This is a genomic window from Psychrobacter sp. 219-2-C, from assembly GCF_049560815.1.
Lineage (GTDB): Bacteria > Pseudomonadota > Gammaproteobacteria > Pseudomonadales > Moraxellaceae > Psychrobacter > Psychrobacter faecalis.
In genome coordinates this window covers 492,427-514,276 of the sequence record NZ_CP186933.1, presented here as the reverse complement: position 1 = coordinate 514,276, position 21,850 = coordinate 492,427, and the positions used below count along the sequence as shown (strand labels likewise).

Here is a 21,850-nt window from a genome sequence, read left to right as displayed (position 1 = left end):
TCTACTTTTAGCAGGTGGCGATAGACAATGAGCAATGAATACCAATTCAAACCGCACGAACAACCCTTTATGGTGGGTTCTCCCGCCACACCCGACCATCCTACTCGCCGTAAAGTATTTTATCTATTGATTGGTATTTTTATTGGCATCACCGCCAGCTTTCAAAATGGTTTATTGGTAGCGAATCTGACCCAAATCCAAGGTGAAATGGGCTTGACACCCGTCGAAGGTGGCTGGATATCGGTCGCCTATAATATGACCAATGCTTGTATTACGGTGCTGCTATACAAAATCCGTCAGCAATTTGGTATGGCGCTCTTTAGCAAAATCACCCTGTTCTCACTGTTGGCGACCACCAGTTTACAATGGTTGGTCAGTAGTCATTTATTGGACACCAGCGCTATTATTATTGAGCCTTATTATCTAGAAATCATCGCCCGCGGCTTAAGCGGTATGGTTGCTAGTGCCATGACGGTGTTGGCTATTTTTTATTGCTTGCAAGGCATGCCAACCGCCAAACGCATTAGCGGTCTGATTTTGGGATTTGGCTTAGTACAATTTGGCATTCCTCTCTCAAGGATTATCTCGCCATATCTCGCGGTCGACGGCCAGCTTGAAACGCTATTTTTGTTTGAATTGGGCTTAACCCTGATTTGCTTTGCCCTGATTAATATCTTAGAGCTACCACCTGGCAATACCGAAAAAGTATTCGAAAAACTGGATTTTTTAAGCTTTGCGTTTTTTGCTAGCGGACTTGCAGCCTTGGCAGTCTTTTTGGTTCAAGGGCGTATCCAGTGGTGGACGACGCCTTGGCTGAGCTATCCGCTCATCATCGCGGTGGTGACGATTAGCATCGCTTTATGGATTGAAACGCACCGTAAAAACCCAATGTTACAAGTGCGCTGGATGCGTAGCCGCAATATCATCGCTTTTACGATAACCGGCGCGGTGATGCGTATTTTATTATCCGAGCAAAATGTCGGTGCAGCAGGTTTATTGGCCAATTTGGGCTACGGAAATGATCAACTGATTACCTTTTATGCGGTGATACTTGCCGCCAGCGTTCTGGCCTTGGTCATCAGTATTTTTAGGACTAATGCGATGGATTTACGCCGTCCGGTCATTTTCGCCGTGGCACTGATTGCTGTTGGCGCATGGCTAGATACAGATATTTCGCTAAATTCTGCTCCTTATATGTTTTATGTCAGTCAATTTATGATTGCCTTTGCTGCCGTTTACTTTATGGGTCCCATGGTTTTTGAAGGGATGTTTCGCGCTATCGCTAACGGCCCCGCTTACATTATTAGTTTTTCGGTTATTTTTAGCATCTCGCAGACCATTGGCGGACTTGCAGGCGCGGCAGCGATTCAAGCGTTTACCACCATACGTACACAGATACACTACGCTGATATGGTCAGCTCGCTTAATTTGGGCGATCCGGCCTTAATGGCACAAGTTGCAGGCGCAGGTCGTATGTTATCTACCCAAATCACGGATGCCAATCAAGCAAATGTCGCAGCGATGGGACAAGTATTGCAAGGCATTCAGCGCCAAGCGACTGTCGCCGCCTATGCTGATTTATTTTTTCTTATGGCAACTATCGCCTCCATCACAACGCTGATTTTATTACTAAATTACTTGTATCATCGCTACCATAAACGTAATCCATTGGCTAAAGAATTGGCAGCGATTGCAAAAATGCGCGAAGCAAAATAGCCCGAATAATTAAAGCATTTTCTTCATTTAAAAATGCCACTTAACATATTAATTAATGCAAAAAACTTATGATAACTATTCAAACTTTAGGAGCGCGGCATGAGTCAAGAAAAATCTGATGAGCTTAACCAAAACCCTAAGCCTGCCTCTGACGCGCTAACCAACGACAATCATGCTCCTGATGCAACAAATCATCCAAGTGCTGTGGTCAATATAGATAAATCAGCTAACGACAGGCTCGTAAATGATGAGAGTATTGTTAATGACGAGAGTACTGTTAATGATAATCTTACTGACAGTGATGAGTCGTCCATGCCGCCAAAGGAGCCGATTCCTAGCAGCGACGGCTGGTCGCCAAAGAAGAAATCTTATTTAAATTTAGGCATACTAATCGCCTTGATTGTGATTGGCGTGGCCTTAATTTTGTACGCTTGGAAGCTGCCGCCTTTTACTCCGACGATCCAGCAGACCAATAATGCCTTTATTAAAGGCCAAACCACCATTATCAGTCCGCAAGTATCTGGCTACGTGACTGAGGTGGCGGTTGAGGATTTTGCCAATGTTAAAGAAGGTGATTTATTAATCAAAATAGACGATCGTACTTTTAGGCAGCAGCTTGAGCAAGCGCAGGCAAACATTGAAATCGCTGTGACCAATCGCGCTAGTAATGCGCAGGATACAGGAACCAGCCAAGCGCAAATCGAAGCACGCGAGGCGGACTTATATAGTGCTAAAGTCAGCGTCGACAGTGCGCGTGAGGATGTCAAACGCTATCAAGGTTTAGACGCTATCGGCGCGGTCTCAAAGGCAGAAGTGGCGCATATCAAAGCGCAACTTGCAAAAGCGCAGGCCAACGTGCAACAAGCAGAAGCGAATTTACAAGTGGCTCGTGAGGCAAGCGAGAAGACCAGCGGTAGCCGCTCATCTTTAGATGCCAATATTAAGAGTGCAGAAGCCGGTGCTAAGCAAGCTCAGATTAATTTAGACAATACCGTTATTAAGGCACCAGAATCTGGGCAGCTGAGTCAAATCAGTGTCAAAGAGGGACAATACGTGAGCGCAGGTACGCAGCTGATGTATATCGTACCAAAAGGCGTATGGATTATTGCTAACTTTAAAGAAACGCAAGTAGCCAATATGCGTATCGGTGAGCCCGCTACCATTCATGTCGATGCCCTTGGCGGTGCCAAATTTAGTGGTCATGTCAGTAATATCTCGCCTGCAACGGGCAGCGAATTTAGTGCCGGCGCGGCCAATCCTGCGACGGGTAACTATATCAAAATTGCCCAGCGCGTTCCTGTTAGAATTGATTTAGACCAAAGCCAGCCTAACCTTGCGCAGTTACGTCCAGGTATGTCAGTGTCAGTGAATGTCGATACCAAAGCAAGAAGTTAGGCTAAAAATCAGCGCAAGAAAAGCCTCTTTAAATGCCTAGCGTGTTAGGTTTAAAGAGGCTTTTTGATTTTTGCAATATCTTATTTTCAGTAGATTTTAGCTTAAATGAGCTAATTTTATGGTAACAAACGTTTGGTTGTCCATTTTGCCGCGTCGCCCGTGCCACTCTTATCTTGCGTATAAACAATGCGGTCATGCATACGATTGGCACGGCCTTGCCAAAACTCGATGCTCTCAATCGTAATCTCATAGCCACCCCAAAACTCAGGGGTTGGCACTTGACTGTCTGCTGGATAATCATTTTGCAACTGCTCAAACGTTTGCTCCATGACCTCGCGATTGGCAACTTCACCACTTTGCGGCTGGCTAACCCACGCGCCCACTTGACTATCATGCGGACGTTTTTGGAAATAAGCCGCGGATTTAGTAGCATCTATTTTAGCAATGCTGCCGCTGATACGGATTTGACGCTCAAGCTTATGCCAAAAAAACAGCGCTTCGGCATTGGGATTTTCAGCGATATCTTGACCCTTGGCACTTTCATAATTGGTATAAAACACGATGCCTTTTTCAGTAATCTCCCGCAGCAAAACGATACGCACGCTGGGCTTATTGTCTGCGCCGCACGTCGCTAAACTCATCGCATAAGGTTCTTGCACTTCTGCTGCTATCGCTTCATTCATCCACGCGTGTAGCATCTCAAATGGTGAATCTGGTACTGACTGCTGGTCGAGTTGCCCTTTCTCATACGATAGGCGCTGATCGGTAAAATCCATACTCATGATTGTTTCTCGCTAACTTTCAAATATTATTAATATAAGTGTATTTAACCAAGACGTTTAGCCTAAAACCGTTTTGATTTTATCGGCCAAATCATTGGCCATCACATCACATTCTATCTCATCGTCTGACTCAACCATGACCCGAATCATCGGCTCTGTACCTGACTGACGGATAAGCAGGCGACCACGACCTTCTAAAGTAGCGCGCGCTTTATCAAAAGCTGCGACAAGCTCTTCATGCTCAAACGGATCTTGCATTTGCGATAAGCGCACATTGACCAGTTTTTGTGGTAATACTTCAAAACCTTCGGTCAAATCGCTAAGTGCCTTACCACGTGCTTGCATCACTGCCAGCACTTGTAAGCCTGCGATAATGGCATCGCCCGTGCGGCTTTTATCCAAGCATAAAATATGACCAGATGGCTCACCGCCCAATATCCAACCTTTGGCTTCAAGCTCTTGCATGACATAGCGGTCGCCAACTTTTGCACGGGTAAAGGCGATATCCGCGTCTTTTAACGCCAACTCTAAACCCATGTTACTCATCAAGGTACCCACAACGCCTTCAGCTTTGGTTTGACCTTGAGTAGCAAGTACATACAAAATACCATCGCCATCGACCAGCTCACCGGCTTCATCGACCATCACGATACGGTCACCATCGCCATCTAAAGCAATACCGACATCGGCTTCATATTCGAGTACCGCTTTTTGCAGACTCTCAGGATGGGTTGAGCCGCAATTGGCATTGATATTGATACCATCGGGTTTGTTATTAATTGCGATAACATTGGCGCCAAGCTCACGCATAACGCGTGGCGCAACGCTATAACCAGCCCCATTGGCACAGTCGACGACGACGGTCAAATGATCTAAGTCATATTGATAAGGGAAGCTACCTTTACAAAATTCGATATAGCGCCCTTTCGCATCATTAATACGATTGTTTTTGCCCAGTTGCGCCGGATCTAGAATTGGCATGATGGCATTATTAGCGGAATTTGAGGCATCCATAATTGCGGTCAATTTATCATTGATTGCGCTTTGCATCTCATCGGTCAGTTTTTTGCCATCACCTGAGAAGAACTTGATGCCATTATCAAAATAAGGATTGTGCGAAGCAGAAATCACCACACCAGCATCGGCGTTAAAACTGCGGGTCAAATGCGCGATAGCAGGCGTCGGTAGCGGCCCTAGCATATGGACGTCAACCCCAGCCGCATTAAAGCCCGCCTGCAGCGCCCCTTCAATCACATAGCCGGACAGACGCGTGTCTTTACCTATCACCACACTGGGTTTGCGCGCAGGATTATTATTATTTTCTATCAGCACCAGCCCCGTCACATAACCTAACTTCAAAATAAAATCAGGGGTAATCGGTAACTCACCAAATTTGCCGCGAATACCATCAGTGCCAAAGTAACTCATTATTATTGTTCCTCAATTTTATAAAGTAAAAAATCAAACGGGCGCGCAGACTGTCATTGGTTTAAAAGAAGCTAATTGATAGACAATCGCTTTTGTAGAAACCCTTTTAAAACTGTCTGCTGCTATAAATTTTCTTTTTTTGCTCTCTTTCTATGCGCCTTGTCCTTTTTAAGGCTACTAAAAATTCACTCCAGCATTAGCGAAGTGTTTTTAAAATACATCAAGTATAAGCCTTAAACCTAGACAAGGCGTCTAAATAATAAAAAGGCGTCTAAGTTATAGATAGAAGAGTTTAATGTTGTATTTTACAAAAAAAACAGCCAACAATAACAAAGCATTGTTGGCTGTTTGTATCTTGGTCTCACGGCAACGCTACAGAGCCGATAACCTACACATAACTAGCGTTAAGAAATGATTAATCAACGCGATAATTAGGTGCTTCTTTGGTAATCTGCACATCATGGACATGAGATTCTTTCATACCTGCTGAAGTGACTTTGACAAACTGCGGCTTCGTGCGCATCTCTTCAATGGTCGCACAACCAGTATAACCCATCGATGAACGTAGGCCACCCATCATCTGATTGACAATACCAGAAACTGGGCCTTTATAAGGTACGCGGCCTTCGATACCTTCTGGTACCAGTTTTTCTACGCCGTCTTTGGCATCTTGGAAATAGCGATCTGATGAGCCGTTTTGACCTGACATCGCACCCAAGCTACCCATACCGCGATAGGCTTTATAGTAACGGCCTTGGAACAGCTCAACCTCACCTGGCGCTTCTTCGGTACCCGCCATTAGTGAACCAACCATGATGCACGACGCGCCAGCAGCAATGGCTTTTGCCATATCGCCTGAATAACGAATACCACCATCAGCAATCAGTGGAATACTGCCTTGTAGCGCGCTTGCGACACTATCGATTGCCGAGATTTGCGGCATACCAACACCCGCAATAATACGCGTGGTACAGATAGACCCAGGACCAATACCTACTTTTACCGCGTCTGCACCGGCATCACGTAATGCTTTAGCGGCATCACCAGTGGCAATATTACCGCCGATAACCTGAACGTTTGGATAGTGCTTTTTAATCCAAGAAACTTTATCAATCACGCCTTTTGAGTGACCATGCGCGGTATCAACAACGATGATATCGACATCAGCGGCAATCAAAGCTTCAACACGTGCTTGGGTATCAGCGCCAGTACCAACAGCCGCGCCAACACGCAAGCGCCCTTGCTCATCTTTACAAGCATTCGGATTGTTTTCTGCTTTAGAGAAATCATTGACCGTAATCAAACCACGCAAACGAAAATCATCATTAATCACAATTACTTTTTCGATACGGTGCTCGTGAAGTAATTTTTTGATATTTTCATTGCTTTCACCTTCTTTGACGGTGACCAGCTGATCTTTTGGCGTCATGATATGGCTAACTGGTAGTGACAAATTGGTTTCAAAGCGCCAATCACGATGGGTGACAATACCGATGACTTTATCGGTACCCTTCTCAACCACAGGCACCCCTGAGATGTTGTTATCTTGGGTCAATCTTAATAGCTCACCGATGGTCATCTCTGGGTGCACGGTGATGGGATCAACAACTGTACCCGCTTCGAATTTTTTAACGCGGCGTACTTGCATGGCCTGTTTATCGATATCCATGCTCTTGTGCAAAATACCCAAACCACCAAGCTGCGCCATAGTGATGGCCATCTCAGATTCAGTAACGGTATCCATCGCAGCCGAAATCATCGGTAAGTTTAAAGTGATATTTTTGGTTAGGCGGGTCGTTAAATCAGCAGCTTTTGGTAGGATTTCAGAATAAGCTGGTAATAATAAAACGTCATCAAAGGTTAAGGCTTCATCGACAATTCGCAACATACAGACCCCTAGTGGTGGTTATTTTGATGGGTGGGCAATGCAGTATCACGTCGATAAACGAAAGCTTTATCAAAATCAATACGCCAAAATAAAGCGGCTAGAATTGTGAAAAAACCATGAGGAACAAACCTTAAATACGGATATCACTCGGCATGTTATCTGTTTATCAGCGGTAATAAAATGCTTAAGAAAGTAGAATTGCTAATATCGCGCTTCTAAACCTTCTAACATCTGATTACCCGACGCTTAATAACTGAATTATCCCTTAAAAATAACGCCATATTATAACAAATAAAGCAAGTCTTCGCATAACATATTTGTCAGCTTATTTTGCTAGATGATGCCTTTGTTTTTCGATGCTCTTACATCGTTACTATGTTTCTGTTTTAACGATAAAACGTTCCGCTGGCAGATAATCCTTTTGTTCGCTATATAAGTAGCTTAGCATTTGCTCACGCACTTCACATTCAAGCATCCAAGCATTGAGCGGGCTATCGGACGCTTGGCTACAGCGCAGCTTGATAGTGGTCTCTGTTACCGATACCGTATACATCTCAGGCTCGGTATCACTATCCCATAGCTCACTGTCTTTGACCAGCTCAATATATTTTTGTCGTATCGCTTCGATATCGGCGCCATAATCGACATATAAATAAATCACTGAGATTTGATGCGACTCAGTATGTGACCAGTTTTCTACAATCTCAGTGATAAAATGCCGCATCGGCACAATCAAGCGGCGCTCATCCCAGGTTTTTAGTACCGCATAGGTATAACCCAAATCCTCAATCGTGCACCACTCGCCTTCCATCATCACCGTATCACCGATACGCACCGGCTGGGTAATGGCGACTTGCATGCCTGCGATGATATTACCCAAGATAGGCTGGGCGGCAATACCTATCACCGCACCTGCAATCCCTGCCGAGGTAAGTAAGGTTTTACCCAAACCATCAATATTGGTAAATTCACTCAAACCTATCCAAATACCGCCTAAAATCATCACAAAGATAAAAACGCGGCGAAAAATAGACACATAGGTGCGGCGACTGCGGCCTTTATCAAACTGCTCTTCGCTCAAATTCTCGATTTGCAAATCTTTATAACGATTGGCAAAGAAATTAATGGCGCGTGTACCCAGCCACATGGCGCTTAGCACCAGCCCAATCCAAATAATGGGGCGTGTCGATGAGGCAAGCGCATCTAAGTAAGGAAAACCGCCCGATACCAAGGTATAAACCGCGGAAAAACTGATGGTAAACGTCAAAGGCACGGTCAGCTTATTGACCAAGTCCTCGACGCCGTTATGATGAATGGTGGCGAGCCGATTGCCCTCTTTGTCTAAAACGTACCAATTGAGCAGTTTACCAGCCGCTTTACTGAGCAGCCAACCAGCGCCCATGGTAAAAGAAAAGAATAAAAATAAAGCGATAAATTCCCAAATAGCAATGCCGAAAACTTTTAATTTGGTCCAGTCGGGCAAATAACGCTCAAACTTGGCAGGCTGATATTGCTCATACAGCTTATTGATATTGGCGACCGTTTGCGCGGAAAACACCCAAAAAGGCGGGCTGTCATCGATACGTACGCGCTCAAGATGCAGCGGTACACGGCGATCTCGATAGTCGATATAACCCAACTGGATTGAGCGCCGAGGGATGCCTTGGATACTATTATTGCTACCAAGCGGCGGTTCTATCAAACCATCAGGACGGTCGGGCAACTTATCAAACGTATACAGCTTTTTTTCCATCAATAAAAAATCGAGCTGTTTGGCAAGCTCTATTGCTTGATTACGCTGCAACTCCTCGTCAATCAAGTTCATATTGAGCGCATAAGCGGCCAAATCATACTGCTGCTTGATAACTGCCGATTGAAAAAACTCTAGCGTTGCCAGTGGTGTCGATAAATTCGGTGGCTCAGATAGTGGCGGCAAGCCGACATTGAGCTTACTTAAGGCATAATAACTTTCGTTATAGTCGCCAGTCAGACCAGAGTCGCCCTGTAATACTCCTGCTTGCTGTTCGGTTTTTTTCTCAAACGGACTAATGACCTCTTCGGCAAGCGCAGAGACACTGACGCCCTCTTTTTTGAGCTTATCAATCCGTTGCGATGCATAGTCAACGATATTTTCTGGCGCGTCGGTGATTGGCGCAGTTGTTTCGTTTTGATTGTTGATCGTTGAATTTTCATTCGCTGAATGACTAGCCGCATAAGCTGGCAGATAGACAATACTTAGGATAATAACGGAAATACTGAAAATAAAATGACGTATGTTCAAATGCCTCACGGTTAATTTCTGCCTACCTTTAATAGTGTCTAGACTTTTACAACCAGAAACATCAGCGTCGCCCCTATTGCCCATATACCGAGCTTGGATATTTTTAGCAATCAAAGACTGAGAGGAATGTTTCATACGTTAAGGTTCTAGGCTGATTAATGAAATGATTTAGTAAAGTTAAGCATTAATTTTGAATATAAGATAAAGCTAATGCACTGAACCAAAAAAAGCCAGCGTAAAGCTGACTTAATTTGAGGGTAAAATGTTAATTGATACAATTAGTTATAGAAAGAATACGATTTAAGCACGGCGCCAAGTTGTACCCGCACGGCTGTCTTCAAGCTCAATTCCCGCCTCTTTTAGCTGCTCACGTATCTCATCAGCACGGGCAAAGTTTTTATTGGTTTTGGCATCGGCACGCTCGGTGATTAATCCATCGATAGCGTCATCGGACAAACCACCTTCTTGCGCCCCACCCACGACCGCTTGTAAAAACTGCTGTACCGGCAGCTGCAATATATTTAATGTCTGTGCCAAAGCTTTTAGTTGCTGCGCTAACTGCCATGCAGCCTCTGCATCTTCGCCTTTGAGCGCTTTATTAATATCTCGTGCCAGCCCAAATAATACGCTAATAGCCGTTGAGCTATTAAAATCATCATTCATGGCTTTGATAAAGTCTTGTCCTGCCGCGCTATCATAAGCAGAGTTTGTTAGCGCATCATCGATAGTGAGTGTTTGTCCTTTTTGTTGTTCAGCCGCTTTTAATGCTTGATATAATCTGCTTAGGCTATTATGCGCTTCATCTAAGGCTTTGTCTGAGAAGTTGACTTGGCTGCGATAGTGACTTGATAACAAGAAAAAGCGCACCGTTTCAGAATGATACTTGGCAATCACATCGCGAATGGTAAAGAAGTTATTTAGCGATTTGGACATCTTTTCGCCATCAACATTGATAAAGCCAACATGCATCCAATTACGTGCGTACTCGCAGCCCGTCGCGGCCTCAGATTGCGCTATCTCGTTTTCATGATGCGGAAACTGTAAATCATGCCCGCCGCCGTGAATATCAAAGGTATCACCAAGGCATTTGGTTGACATCGCCGAGCATTCGATATGCCAGCCCGGACGCCCTTGACCCCACGGCGATGCCCATTGTGGCTCACTAGGTTTCGCCGCTTTCCACAATACAAAATCAAACGGATTGCGCTTGTCGTTTTCGACATCGACGCGTGAGCCCGCCTGCATATCGTCCAAATTGCGCTTGGATAATTTACCATAATCTGGAAAGCTATCGACCGCATAATAGACATCGCCATTATCGCCAGCGTACGCATAGTCATTGCTGACCAAATTGCCAATCATCTGCTGCATCTCATCGATATAATCGGTCGCACGTGGCTCAGCATCGGGTGCTAAGCAGCCAAGGGCCGCAAAATCTTCATGCATCGCTGTGATAAAGCGCTGCGTTAATGCGCCAATTTCTTCGCCATTTTCGGCTGCGCGAGCGATGATTTTGTCATCTATATCGGTGATATTCCGCACATAATTAACCTCATAGCCCAATTGCTTAAGCCAACGCACCACCATATCAAAAGCAACCACCACTCGCGCATGACCAATATGACAATAATCATAGACCGTCATTCCGCACACATACATGCCGACTTTACCCGCAACCAGCGGCTTAAATACCTGCTTGCGTCCGTTGAGTGAGTCATAAATGGCAAGCTGAGACATCGCGTCTGCAAGAGGTGTGGTCATAGTAAAAAAGCCTTTTGATAAAAAAGATAAGAGTGAAACGAAAATATTCTTACTGCACACTTAAATAATGAAAACGCTTATTTATAACAATATTTAGCGTCATTATTATTTTTGAAAAAGTAGCAGTATAAAACTTAACCCATTATCTTAGCGAAAATGCTCGTAAAATACTACAATGAGCGCATAACTAACATTCGCAATGCTAAAAAATACTGACTTTTTAACAAACACTAACCTTTAAGGATAAAACATGGGCAATCGTTTAAGCAAAATATATACACGTACTGGCGATGACGGTACCACAGGCATGGCAGATGGCAGCCGCGTGAGTAAAGCGGACAATCTATTTAGCGTCATGGGTGATGTCGATGAGCTCAACTCACATATTGGTTTGGTACGCGCGCAGTTGGCGCAAAACTCGACTGAAGCGACAAAAGAAGCCGACTTTGCCCAAGCATTAGTGATTATTCAGCATCTGCTATTTAATATCGGTGGCGAGCTTGCCATGCCAGAATATGAAGGCGTGAATAGCGCGCACATTGCATGGTTAGAGCAACAGATTGACGCGATGAATAGCACTTTGCCGGCGCTAAAAGATTTTATCCTACCAACAGGTTCAGTGTTGGTCAGCCAATTGCATGTCACCCGTACCGTCTGTCGCCGAGCTGAGCGTCAAGCGGTGCTATTGCAGCAGCAGCGACCAGAAGCCATTCGTCCAACGGCAGTTAGCTTTATCAATCGTTTGTCGGACTGGTTGTTTGTCGCTGCGCGTTTTTGCACCGACCCTGAGCAAGTTTCTGAAGTGCTATGGGACAGTCAAGTATTACAAAAATTCGCTGAGAATAAATAGTTTAGCTTTTACTGACTGCTAAAAATTAACCGCTAAAAATTAATTTAAGCAAAAAGCCCGCGACTTACGATAGTTGCGGGCTTTTGAATTTCAAACGCTAGGCTTAGACAGCACCTACTGACATTTTATTAATAAACTGAGAGGTTATTAATAAGTTGCGTCTTTATCTTCAATAATCACCATATCGATACTGTCATCTTTAGGGACTGACTTAGGTGTAGCTGGAGTCGCAGGCGCTGTAGTACTAGGCGTTGTGGCAGCTTGGTTATTGCTTTGGTTATCCTGATTACTCGTGTTCTGGCTACTGTTTTGACTGCTGCTATTTTGATTGACAGTCGGTGGCGTAGCTGGCTCAGCTGGACGCACAGGGGCCGCTGGCGTTACCGGTCTTGGTTGACGAGTTTGGTTTTCGCTATTGTTTTGTGCCGTTTGACGGCGGCGTTCGGCTGCTTGCGCGGCACGCTGCTCTTCTAGTGCTGTCTGAAAGGCTGAGCCTGCCACTACTTCTGATACCACGGTCAGCAGTGCTGGCTGTCCAGCGATACGCGTACGTACTTGACCGCCTTGGGTACCAACGACATAGGTAAAGGCATCGTCAACAAGCATGTTGTTATTGATACGGATATTGTCATTGGCTAGGCGTGATTGTAAGCTTGGCTGATTGTTAGTGGCTTGCAGTTGGCTGGCTTGGTATAAGTCTTCACTTGGCAAAGTCATGCTGACACTCGCCTGACAGGTGGTCATGCCATTATCATTTGTGGCTTGTAATACCGCAGCGTTTTGCACATCGATGACGATACCGTTGGTTTTACCAGTGACAACGCCACTACTTAAAGCAATTTCAGCATCGTTAGCGTAACTTGCTGCCAAGGTTTGCGCTTGTTGATTGAGCGTATTTTTTAAGGCTGATTTGAGGCGATCTTGCACCATAGGATCATCACAACTTACCGCTGTAGCAGCAGCGTTTTCGTTAGTGGCGGTCTCTTCGGTTAGCTCGGCAGTTTCTGTGGCCTCTTCTTTTTCTGAGCGGTTACAGCCTGTAAGTACCAAACTACAGGCGATACCAATACCAGCAACCTTATACCACTTGCTCAAACTCTTATTTGCTACGCTCATCTTCTTTTTGCTCCAATTTCCTGATTCGTACCGCCAATGACGGCCAGTGTTTTAACATTCAAAAACTTACACGCGCATCATGACATTTAAATGGTAACGACGGTATAGTAAAGATCGTCATGCAAGTTTTGAAAACCACGTTATTATACGGCGTTTGATTTAAATGGTCATCAGTGTAGCCTATTGATATACAAATAACGTCCAACATTGTGTACAAAACCTTGCTTTGGTTGCAAAAAAGCTACAAAGACATATTTTATATCGTAGCTGCAGCTCCTACGTACGCTATATAAGTAATGCTTCTGTTCTCAGATAAATATTTTATTAGACCCCATTTTGCAGAGACGATATGATAGCGATAAGAATTTTTGATAGCTATTAATAATGATAAATTTTAAAAATACCCTTTTATTGGGCCATCGCGGGGCGCGCGGTGAAGCATTAGAAAACACCTTAGCAGGCTTTAAACTGGCGCAAAACCTACAAAGCGCGGGTTTGATAGGCGTTGAATTTGATGTGCAATTAAGCGCCGATGGTCACTTGCTGGTCTTTCATGATGATAATTTACAACGCCTATGCGCTCAGCAATCCTGCATCGACCAGTTGAGTCTTGCCGAGATTGGACGCTATTTGCAGTCCGGCCATCAGATTACCCCTTTGGCCGAAATATCCTCTGTACTAACAGGTTTTGGCTATATTGAGCTGGAAATTAAGACGCATGAGCGCACCGATTACAGCAAACTAATCAAGGCGTTAATGCACGATTTAATCGACAGTCCGCTTGCCAGCTTGCCTATAGCGCTGACCAGCTTCGATGTCGAATTACACGCGCGGCTGCAACGCAATAAAACCTTACAACACATTCCGCGTGGTTTACTGATTCGCACCCCTAAAACTTTGCTAAGCGCACCGCAAACTGCCCTGCAACTTTGCTGCGTCCAGCTAGGTATTCACTATCCATTGCTGACTCAAGCAGTCATTAAGCACTGTCATCGTTATCACCTGCCAGTCAGCGCGTGGACCGTCAATGATAGCGAAACGATTAAACAGCTTATTACGTGGCAAGTCGACGTCATCATCACCGATTATCCAACCTATTTTCTCACGCGCTAAGTAAGTAAACCTCTTACCTATCTTTTTGTCATATTTCAAAAAACTTGCTTGAAAATGGCTTAAGAAAGCCAGCTAATTAATTGGCTCGATAGTCATTTATACATTTTTATTGCACACATATTTATCTTTTTACTTACACTTTCACTTAATTGCTGATAAGTAAGGGATTATTTGGGTTGATCACTACCATAACTCCTACAAGTTATTGTTATTTAGCAATATTTTTCTAGTGTATAACTGTTCACTTTACTAGTCTTTTAGGGTAATATGGAGGCTGAAATTAATATCATTAGGAATATTACATGATTGCTAAAAAAGTAATAGGCTTACCACTTAAGGGCTTGCGTTTCGCCATGAAGTCGGGTGATACGCTTATACAGCATGCTGGCACTCAGGCGCTGCGCGTGAAGACGTGGCTTGATACTGGCAAAAGCAAAACTGATGAGGCTGCCGATACGCAGTTTGCGACGACGAGTGGTTATAAAGATGCCAATGCAGTCGCTAACTATGAGGGCATCGATCCGCTTGAGCTTGAATTTCAAAAGTCGCCAATCAACTTGGTTCCAGCGATTTTTCTGATTGCGACGCCTATTGCTGCTGCCGTTATTACGCCATGGTACTTACTGACCCATCAAGTTAGTGCGCCGGTTTGGGGCGTGTTTGGTGCCTTTATGGTGTGGACCGGTATTAGTATCACTGCAGGCTATCACCGCCTATTGTCGCATCGCGCTTATAAAGCCCATCCCTTGGTAAAAAACTTCCTATTACTTGGCTCAACCCTTGCGGTTCAAGGCTCTGCTTTTGATTGGGTATCGGGCCACCGTACGCATCATCGTCATGTTGATGACCGCATGGAGGATCCTTATTCAGCAAGACGTGGTTTTTGGTTCAGTCATATCGGTTGGATGTTACGCAATTATCCTAGTGGTCGCTTTGATTATAAAAACATTCCTGATTTGACCAAAGATAAAGTGCTACAGATTCAGCATAAATACTATGGTTTATGGGTACTGGCTACCAACGTGGCGATGGTTGCGGCAGTTGGTTGGTTAATCGGTGACGTTTGGGGCACGCTCGTATTGGCAGGTCTACTGCGTTTGGTGCTGACCCACCACTTTACCTTCTTTATCAACTCGCTATGCCACATGTTTGGTACGCGTCCTTATACAGATACCAATAGTGCACGCGATAACTTTTTCCTTGCTATCTTTACGTGGGGCGAGGGTTATCATAACTATCATCACTTCTTCCAATACGACTATCGTAATGGCGTGAAATGGTGGCAATATGATCCAACTAAATGGCTTATCTTGGGCTTATCTAAACTTGGGCTAACCAGTGAATTACGCACGGTTGACGACACCACCATTAAGCATGCTGAAGTGCAAATGCAGTTCAAAAAGGCTCAACAGCAGATTGATAGTGTTACTGCGAACGGTCTAGATATTCCACATGCGATGAAGAGTTTCCAAGATCGTATCAAGTTTGAATATGAAGCCTTTACGCAAACGGTCGAAGAATGGCAAGCGCTAAAAGCCAAAACTATTGAGCTAAAAAAGACCGAGTTTGCCGATCGCCTGCATGAAGTTGAAGAGATGCTAAAGCACGACTATGCCAAAGTTGAGAAAAAGATACTGGCGCATAACAGCAATCTAAAAACAGCGTTTCGCTCTATCGGTCAAAGTCCAAAAGCGGCGTAAGCGTTTATAGATTTATTATCTTAGTTTTTATTGTACGTTTCTCCTGCCCTCTATCTGTAAAGATAGGGGGTTTTTTTCAGCCATGAGCTGTGCGCTGCTCGTTTACATACTTATTATTTTTGCTCACTCATTGTTTATACAGCAATTACAAGAGATGGACAGAGTGAAACGCGGCATTATTAAGGCTATGCTATAGTAAGTTTATTACTCTCTTTACACGCTTTCATTACTCGCTTTTAACCTTAAGTTTTTATATTAAAAATACATACCTTTATATTGGAACGCACCTATGCGCTATCAAAATACTTACGTCACATTAGATACTCGCCTTTATCATGAACAGCAGCCGACACCGCTTGATAATCCGCGCGCTGGTCACTTTAACACCGAAGTTGCCAAGCAATTAGGCTGGCTCGATGACGATGAGCTGATGGCGCGTTGGGTTGAAATATTAGGGGGTCAATACGTGCCAGCTGAGTTTCGACCGCTGTCCATGGCCTATGCTGGTCACCAGTTCGGACAGTGGGCCGGACAATTGGGCGATGGGCGCGGTTTACTCATGGCGCAAGTGCTCGATAATAATGATAAATTACAAGATTTACATTTAAAGGGCATTGGTCTGACCCCCTACTCTCGCATGGGCGATGGGCGCGCGGTGTTACGTAGTACCATTCGCGAGTATTTATGCGGCCATGCGTTGACGCAGCTTGGCATTCCTTCGTCTAATGCTTTAGGATTTGTGGTGTCTGATACACGTGTCCGCCGTGAGCGTATGGAAGCAGGCGCGGCATTGATGCGCGTCGCTGACAGTCATATTCGCCTCGGTCATGTTGAGTGGATTGCCAGCTTTGCGCCCGACTTACTTGGCGAGTTTACCGATTATATGATTGATACATTCTATCCAGAATGCCGTGATAGTGAAGCGCCTGTCTTAGCATTTTTACAAGCGGTGGTTGAGCGAACCGCACGTATGATTGCCGATTGGCAATTGATTGGCTTTGCCCATGGGGTGATGAATACTGATAACTTATCGATTACGGGCAGTACCTTAGACTTTGGCCCGTTTGGTTTTATGGAGCGTTTTAACCCTGCGTGGATCAATAATCATTCTGATCATACTGGTCGTTATGCCTATCAAAACCAACCTGCCATCGGTCATTGGAACTTAAATATTTGGCTACCGCATTTTATGCGCTTGGACGGCGTAACGCGCGATACCTTGGCTGATTGCCTAGCGCCGTATGAAGCGACTTTTATGCAGCATTACCAGCAAGGACTCTGCCGTAAGCTTGGGCTGCCGCACACTAAAGAAAGTTTGACCCTTGCTTTTGAGTGGTTAACTTTGTTAGAGGATAATTTGCTCGACTATAGCAACAGTTTTCGCGCGCTATTGGGTTTGGTCGCGCCAAATGACCATCCCTATGAGCAAGAGTTGCTAGCAAAAATGACTGCTGAGTTTAATAATAAGGCACAGCACGTTTGGCAGCAATGGTCAATAAGGTATTTAGCAGCGTTAGAGCCGTTATCTAGCGAAGCCTCTATTGAGCAAATGCGCAGCAATAATCCAGTTTATGTGCTGCGTAATAGTGTGGCACAGCGCGCGATTACGGCGGCGGAACAAGGGCAATTTGATGAGTTAAATCGAGTCTTTGACTTGCTTGCCAATCCTTACAACGTCCAAGACATCGCCACTGAGCTTGATACCATGCCGCCCGCGCCACATGCGCCGCAAATGCCAATCAGCTGTTCTTCGTAAGAGAATACGGACAAGCTGCTATTCTGTAATGTTTTGAAACATTAGGCAATTATGGTTGATATCGAGGGGCGTTTTTTGCCATTATCAAACAGCGAAATAACGAATATCATTTTATTATATTATTCACCTAATTGAGATGACTTGACTAGGCAGTGAAATACCAATAGTGCTAGAATAACGCTTCCTGTGAGATTGCTGTTTTTACGCTGATGTCTAGTCGCCGAGCAAGACCTTTTTAGTATAAATGTGCCTTAATTATCATAGTCATGATAATGAAGCATAGACATTGGTTTTTATCACCATTTACTTTATTCCAATTATTCCAACCATGGCAATTATTATGAATGACGATATCACTTTGAATACGGACACCCCTACTACGGAAAAAGAGCAGTTTGAACAATCTGCCTTACACTACCATGAGTTTCCGCGCCCCGGTAAAATCTCAGTTACGCCTATCAAGCAACTGGCCAACCAACGTGATTTGGCACTTGCTTACTCTCCAGGGGTTGCGATACCTTGTCTTGAGATTCAAAGAGATCCAGCGTTAGCGGCTAAATATACTGCTCGTAGCAACTTGGTTGGCGTGATAACCAACGGTACTGCGGTGCTTGGTTTAGGGGATATTGGTCCATTGGCCTCTAAACCTGTCATGGAAGGTAAAGGGGTTTTATTCAAAAAATTTGCTGGTATTGACGTTTTTGATATTGAAATTGCCCAAAATGATCCAGATAAGTTCATCGAAGCCGTCGCCTCGCTTGAGCCTACTTTTGGTGGTATTAACCTTGAAGACATCAAAGCCCCAGAATGTTTCAAAATCGAGCGCGAATTGCGTGAGCGCATGAACATTCCGGTATTCCATGATGACCAGCACGGTACCTCAATCATTGTTGCCGCAGCGATGCTAAACGCTTTACTTATCACTGGCAAAAAAATCGAAGAGATTAAAGTGGTCTGCTCTGGCGCAGGTGCGGCAGCTATATCTTGCTTGGATATCATTTGTGCGCTTGGCGTAGATAAAAACAATATCTTTGTATCAGATTCACGCGGTATCATTACCACCAGCCGTGAAAACCTTGATGAAACCAAGCAGCGTTATGCGCGCAATACTACCGCCACTACCATCGAAGAAGTGATGGATGATGTCGATATGTTCTTAGGCCTATCAATGCCTGGCACCTTAACTGAAGACATGGTGCGCCGTATGGCAAAAGACCCAATCGTCTTTGCCCTTGCCAACCCAACGCCTGAAATCATGCCAGAAGTGGCGCACGCCGTACGTCCAGACGTTATCATGGCAACCGGTCGCTCAGATTATCCAAACCAAGTAAACAACGCGCTATGCTTCCCTTATATCTTCCGCGGTGCACTTGACGTTGGGGCGACAGCGGTTAATGAAGAGATGAAAATCGCTTGCGTAAAAGCCATCGCGGCTATGGCGCATGTTGAAGCGACACCAATGAATAACGTGAAAAACGTTGAGAGTACGCCAAGCTTTGGCCGTGATTACCTTATCCCAGGCCCTCTTGAGCCAAACCTAATCATCGAAATCGCCTCTGCGGTTGCCAAAGCGGCGATGGATTCTGGCGTAGCAACCCTGCCTATCTCTGATATGAAAGCCTATCGTCAACGCTTGTCTGAGTTTGTTTATAACTCAGCGTTCGTGATGAAGCCTATCTTTGCCCGCGCGAAAGCCGATCCTAAACGCATTGTTTACTGTGAAGGCGAAGACCGCAACGTACTGCTTGCCGTACAAGTGGTCGTTGATGAGCAATTGGCGCATCCAATCTTGGTTGGTCGCCCTGCCATCATTGAAAAGAACATTAAAAGATTGGCGCTGCGTCTAAAAGATGGCGAAAACATCACCATTATTAATCAAGACGATGATCCACGCTATAAAGACTACTGGCAAGGCTACTACGAGAAAAATAAACGTAATGGTGTCAGTATTGAGCTTGCGCGCCGTGATGTCCGCCGTAAGACTTCTTTAATCGGTGCCCTACTGGTTGAAAACGGTGATGCTGATGGCATGATTTGTGGTACTTTTAGCTACTATCATCTGCATTTAAAATACGTCAGCCGAGTTATCGACAAAAAAGCAGGCGTCAGCGATTTTTATGCGATGAACGCGGTATTGATGCAAGATCGTAATATCTTTATTGCCGACACTTACATCCATGAAGACCCAACGGCTGAGCAGTTGGCTGAAATGACGGTACTTGCAGCCGATCAGTTACGTCACTTTAATATTACGCCGCGTGTGGCTTTGGTTTCGCATTCAAACTTTGGTACCTCAGACCGCGAAAGCGCAGTAAAAATGCGTCGAGTGTATGAGCTACTGACAGAAATGAATGTGGACTTTGACTTCGACGGTGAGATGCAAGGGGATGCGGCACTTGATGAGCATATCCGTGCCAATGACTTACCATCAAGCAACCTAAAAGGCTCAGCGAACTTGCTTATCTTGCCAACGCTTGATTCCGCAAATATTGCTTTCAACCTACTAAAAACGGCAACTGGCAGTGCGTCTATTGGACCTATTTTGCTAGGCGCGAGCAAACCTGTGCATATCCTAACTCCATCAGCGACAGCACGCCGTGTTGTCAATATGACAGCGCTTGCAGTTACTGAAGCTCAAGACTTAATTAATGAGCAAAAATAGTCGTTTTTATGTCATATATAAACGCTATATTACGGCGGTTGTCTAGCGTTTATTTATAGAAACCGTCTGCTATACTAAAACCAGTCAATACTCATATCAGTGTTGACTGGTTTTTTTTGGCAACCTGTTTTATTAAATACTGGATAAATACAAAGAGACTATTATGCAAGTGTATCTCGTCGGCGGCGCTGTCCGTGACCAATTATTAGGTCTTCCTAACAAAGACAAAGACTTTGTCGTCGTTGGCGCGACGGTCGCAGATATGCTGGATGCAGGATTTCAGCAAGTGGGCGCAGACTTTCCAGTATTTTTGCATCCTATTAGTCATGAAGAGTATGCGCTGGCGCGTACAGAACGCAAACAAGGGCGGGGCTATCAAGGCTTTAGCGTACATGCCAGCCCTGATGTGACGTTACGTGAAGACTTAAAACGTCGCGACTTGACCGTCAACGCTATGGCAATAGAAGTTAAAAGCCTTATGGATGATACGCCGATAAGTGGCGACGTTGTCGATTACTATGGCGGTTTGAACGACATTCATAGCAAAACCTTACGCCATGTATCAAGCGCGTTTAGTGAAGACCCGTTACGGGTACTGCGCACCGCCCGTTTTTATAGTCGTTACTATGATTTGGGCTTTAGTATTGCCGATGAAACCTTGCTATTGATGCGTGAGTTGGTGCGCTCAGGCGAGCTTGCGCATTTAAGTAGTGAGCGCATTTGGCAAGAATCGAGCCGTGCTATGATGCAAGTATCGCCGCAGGTTTATTGGCAACAGCTGTTTGAGATTGGGGCTTTAACGGAGTATTTTGCTCCTCTACAGCAAGTTTGGAATGATAAACAGTACGCTCAAATACGAGAGATTATACAAACTGCATTGTATTTCGCCGGTCAAATGCAATTAAATTTATCGCAGCGCTGGGCGTTATTGATGGCAAGTTTAAATACCGATTTATTTACTTTAAACTCTACAGAAACTCTTTCGGTTAATATAGAGGCAGCGGCTAAAGCTATTAATGAGATCGGAAACAGCGCCAAAGTGCCAAAAGCACAGACTCAATTTTCCACTTTATTTGTGCAGCAAGCGAAAAATCTTAGCCGCATAGACCAGCTGAGCGCCGCCGAGAAAATCGATCTTATTCAAGCTTGTAGCGCTCATAAAGCGCCCGATAAACTGTCGCAGCTCTTGGTCACCAGTCATGTCTTAAAAATGGCCATACAGCACCGCCAAATGATGCTCGCCTTAAATAGCTTTCATGCAATCAGCATGGATAATATTGACCAGAATCTAAAAGGCCCAGCGATAGGCGAAGCATTACGCCAACGTAGAATTGAGCATTTACAAACATAACCTGTCTTGTAAACAAGCACTTTCAACCAGCAATTTAAATAACAAAAATAC

At 44.7% G+C, this 21,850-nt stretch carries 14 protein-coding genes; 8 read left to right on the top strand and 6 right to left on the bottom strand.

Annotated features, from left to right (window positions below):
* The first annotated feature begins 27 nt into the window (after positions 1-27).
* Together ACPEGP_RS02085 and ACPEGP_RS02080 are read left to right on the top strand one after the other, a co-directional pair.
* Entirely contained in the window at positions 28-1,716 is a 1,689-nt protein-coding gene (locus ACPEGP_RS02085) for an MFS transporter (RefSeq protein ID WP_423813784.1), read from the top strand.
* A gap of 99 nt (positions 1,717-1,815) precedes the next feature.
* Complete coding sequence (locus ACPEGP_RS02080; protein ID WP_191691595.1) at positions 1,816-3,111, top strand: HlyD family secretion protein; 1,296 nt, start codon at positions 1,816-1,818, stop codon at positions 3,109-3,111.
* 116 nt (positions 3,112-3,227) lie between these two features.
* Here the strand turns inward: ACPEGP_RS02080 and pdxH are convergent, their stop codons facing one another.
* The 5 genes from pdxH to cysS all read right to left on the bottom strand — a co-directional run bounded on the left by pdxH (position 3,228) and on the right by cysS (position 11,251).
* Positions 3,228-3,887 carry a pyridoxamine 5'-phosphate oxidase gene (gene pdxH / locus ACPEGP_RS02075; protein WP_191691626.1) on the bottom strand — a complete coding sequence of 220 codons (660 nt, stop codon included), beginning with the start codon at positions 3,885-3,887 and terminating at the stop codon, positions 3,228-3,230.
* Positions 3,888-3,950: 63 nt separating this feature from the next.
* The gene (gene glmM, locus ACPEGP_RS02070) at positions 3,951-5,321 is read right to left on the bottom strand and encodes a phosphoglucosamine mutase (protein WP_191691594.1); all 1,371 of its coding nucleotides are present in this window, start codon (positions 5,319-5,321) and stop codon (positions 3,951-3,953) included.
* 415 nt (positions 5,322-5,736) lie between these two features.
* On the bottom strand, positions 5,737-7,209 hold the full coding sequence (gene guaB, locus ACPEGP_RS02065) for an IMP dehydrogenase (RefSeq protein ID WP_068405659.1): 1,473 nt from the start codon (positions 7,207-7,209) through the stop codon (positions 5,737-5,739).
* A 373-nt stretch (positions 7,210-7,582) separates the two neighbouring features.
* Complete coding sequence (locus ACPEGP_RS02060; protein ID WP_423813783.1) at positions 7,583-9,625, bottom strand: mechanosensitive ion channel family protein; 2,043 nt, start codon at positions 9,623-9,625, stop codon at positions 7,583-7,585.
* Positions 9,626-9,790: 165 nt separating this feature from the next.
* A complete protein-coding gene (cysS, locus tag ACPEGP_RS02055) occupies positions 9,791-11,251 on the bottom strand; it encodes a cysteine--tRNA ligase (protein ID WP_423813782.1) in 1,461 nt (486 codons plus the stop codon).
* 250 nt (positions 11,252-11,501) lie between these two features.
* On the opposite strand from cysS, the gene ACPEGP_RS02050 reads away from it, so the two are divergent.
* Positions 11,502-12,101, top strand: a complete 600-nt coding sequence (locus ACPEGP_RS02050; protein WP_306495752.1) for a cob(I)yrinic acid a,c-diamide adenosyltransferase — start codon at positions 11,502-11,504, stop codon at positions 12,099-12,101.
* Positions 12,102-12,248: 147 nt separating this feature from the next.
* Here ACPEGP_RS02050 and ACPEGP_RS02045 read toward each other — a convergent pair whose 3' ends face one another.
* Complete coding sequence (locus ACPEGP_RS02045) at positions 12,249-13,217, bottom strand: hypothetical protein (RefSeq protein WP_423813781.1); 969 nt, start codon at positions 13,215-13,217, stop codon at positions 12,249-12,251.
* 384 nt (positions 13,218-13,601) lie between these two features.
* On the opposite strand from ACPEGP_RS02045, the gene ACPEGP_RS02040 reads away from it, so the two are divergent.
* The 5 genes from ACPEGP_RS02040 (at position 13,602) to ACPEGP_RS02020 (ending at position 21,799) form a co-directional block, all read left to right on the top strand.
* The gene (locus tag ACPEGP_RS02040; protein WP_423813780.1) at positions 13,602-14,330 is read left to right on the top strand and encodes a glycerophosphodiester phosphodiesterase; all 729 of its coding nucleotides are present in this window, start codon (positions 13,602-13,604) and stop codon (positions 14,328-14,330) included.
* Positions 14,331-14,632: 302 nt separating this feature from the next.
* On the top strand, positions 14,633-16,030 hold the full coding sequence (locus tag ACPEGP_RS02035; protein ID WP_423813779.1) for an acyl-CoA desaturase: 1,398 nt from the start codon (positions 14,633-14,635) through the stop codon (positions 16,028-16,030).
* A 289-nt stretch (positions 16,031-16,319) separates the two neighbouring features.
* On the top strand, positions 16,320-17,786 hold the full coding sequence (locus tag ACPEGP_RS02030) for a protein adenylyltransferase SelO (protein ID WP_423813778.1): 1,467 nt from the start codon (positions 16,320-16,322) through the stop codon (positions 17,784-17,786).
* Positions 17,787-18,126: 340 nt separating this feature from the next.
* Entirely contained in the window at positions 18,127-20,448 is a 2,322-nt protein-coding gene (locus ACPEGP_RS02025) for an NADP-dependent malic enzyme (RefSeq protein ID WP_423813777.1), read from the top strand.
* A 163-nt stretch (positions 20,449-20,611) separates the two neighbouring features.
* Positions 20,612-21,799 (top strand): tRNA nucleotidyltransferase, encoded by a 1,188-nt coding sequence (locus tag ACPEGP_RS02020; protein ID WP_423813776.1) that lies wholly within the window; start codon positions 20,612-20,614, stop codon positions 21,797-21,799.
* The last annotated feature ends 51 nt before the right edge of the window (positions 21,800-21,850 follow it).

Coding starts and splice junctions, on each gene's coding strand:
- ACPEGP_RS02085 (WP_423813784.1), top strand. CDS start 28: ATGAGCAATGAATACCAATTCAAACCGCACGAACAACCCTTTATGGTG.
- ACPEGP_RS02020 (WP_423813776.1), top strand. CDS start 20,612: ATGCAAGTGTATCTCGTCGGCGGCGCTGTCCGTGACCAATTATTAGGT.
- ACPEGP_RS02050 (WP_306495752.1), top strand. CDS start 11,502: ATGGGCAATCGTTTAAGCAAAATATATACACGTACTGGCGATGACGGT.
- ACPEGP_RS02035 (WP_423813779.1), top strand. CDS start 14,633: ATGATTGCTAAAAAAGTAATAGGCTTACCACTTAAGGGCTTGCGTTTC.
- cysS (WP_423813782.1), bottom strand. CDS start 11,251: ATGACCACACCTCTTGCAGACGCGATGTCTCAGCTTGCCATTTATGAC.
- guaB (WP_068405659.1), bottom strand. CDS start 7,209: ATGTTGCGAATTGTCGATGAAGCCTTAACCTTTGATGACGTTTTATTA.
- ACPEGP_RS02040 (WP_423813780.1), top strand. CDS start 13,602: ATGATAAATTTTAAAAATACCCTTTTATTGGGCCATCGCGGGGCGCGC.
- glmM (WP_191691594.1), bottom strand. CDS start 5,321: ATGAGTTACTTTGGCACTGATGGTATTCGCGGCAAATTTGGTGAGTTA.
- ACPEGP_RS02030 (WP_423813778.1), top strand. CDS start 16,320: ATGCGCTATCAAAATACTTACGTCACATTAGATACTCGCCTTTATCAT.
- ACPEGP_RS02080 (WP_191691595.1), top strand. CDS start 1,816: ATGAGTCAAGAAAAATCTGATGAGCTTAACCAAAACCCTAAGCCTGCC.
- pdxH (WP_191691626.1), bottom strand. CDS start 3,887: ATGGATTTTACCGATCAGCGCCTATCGTATGAGAAAGGGCAACTCGAC.
- ACPEGP_RS02060 (WP_423813783.1), bottom strand. CDS start 9,625: ATGAAACATTCCTCTCAGTCTTTGATTGCTAAAAATATCCAAGCTCGG.
- ACPEGP_RS02045 (WP_423813781.1), bottom strand. CDS start 13,217: ATGAGCGTAGCAAATAAGAGTTTGAGCAAGTGGTATAAGGTTGCTGGT.
- ACPEGP_RS02025 (WP_423813777.1), top strand. CDS start 18,127: ATGAATGACGATATCACTTTGAATACGGACACCCCTACTACGGAAAAA.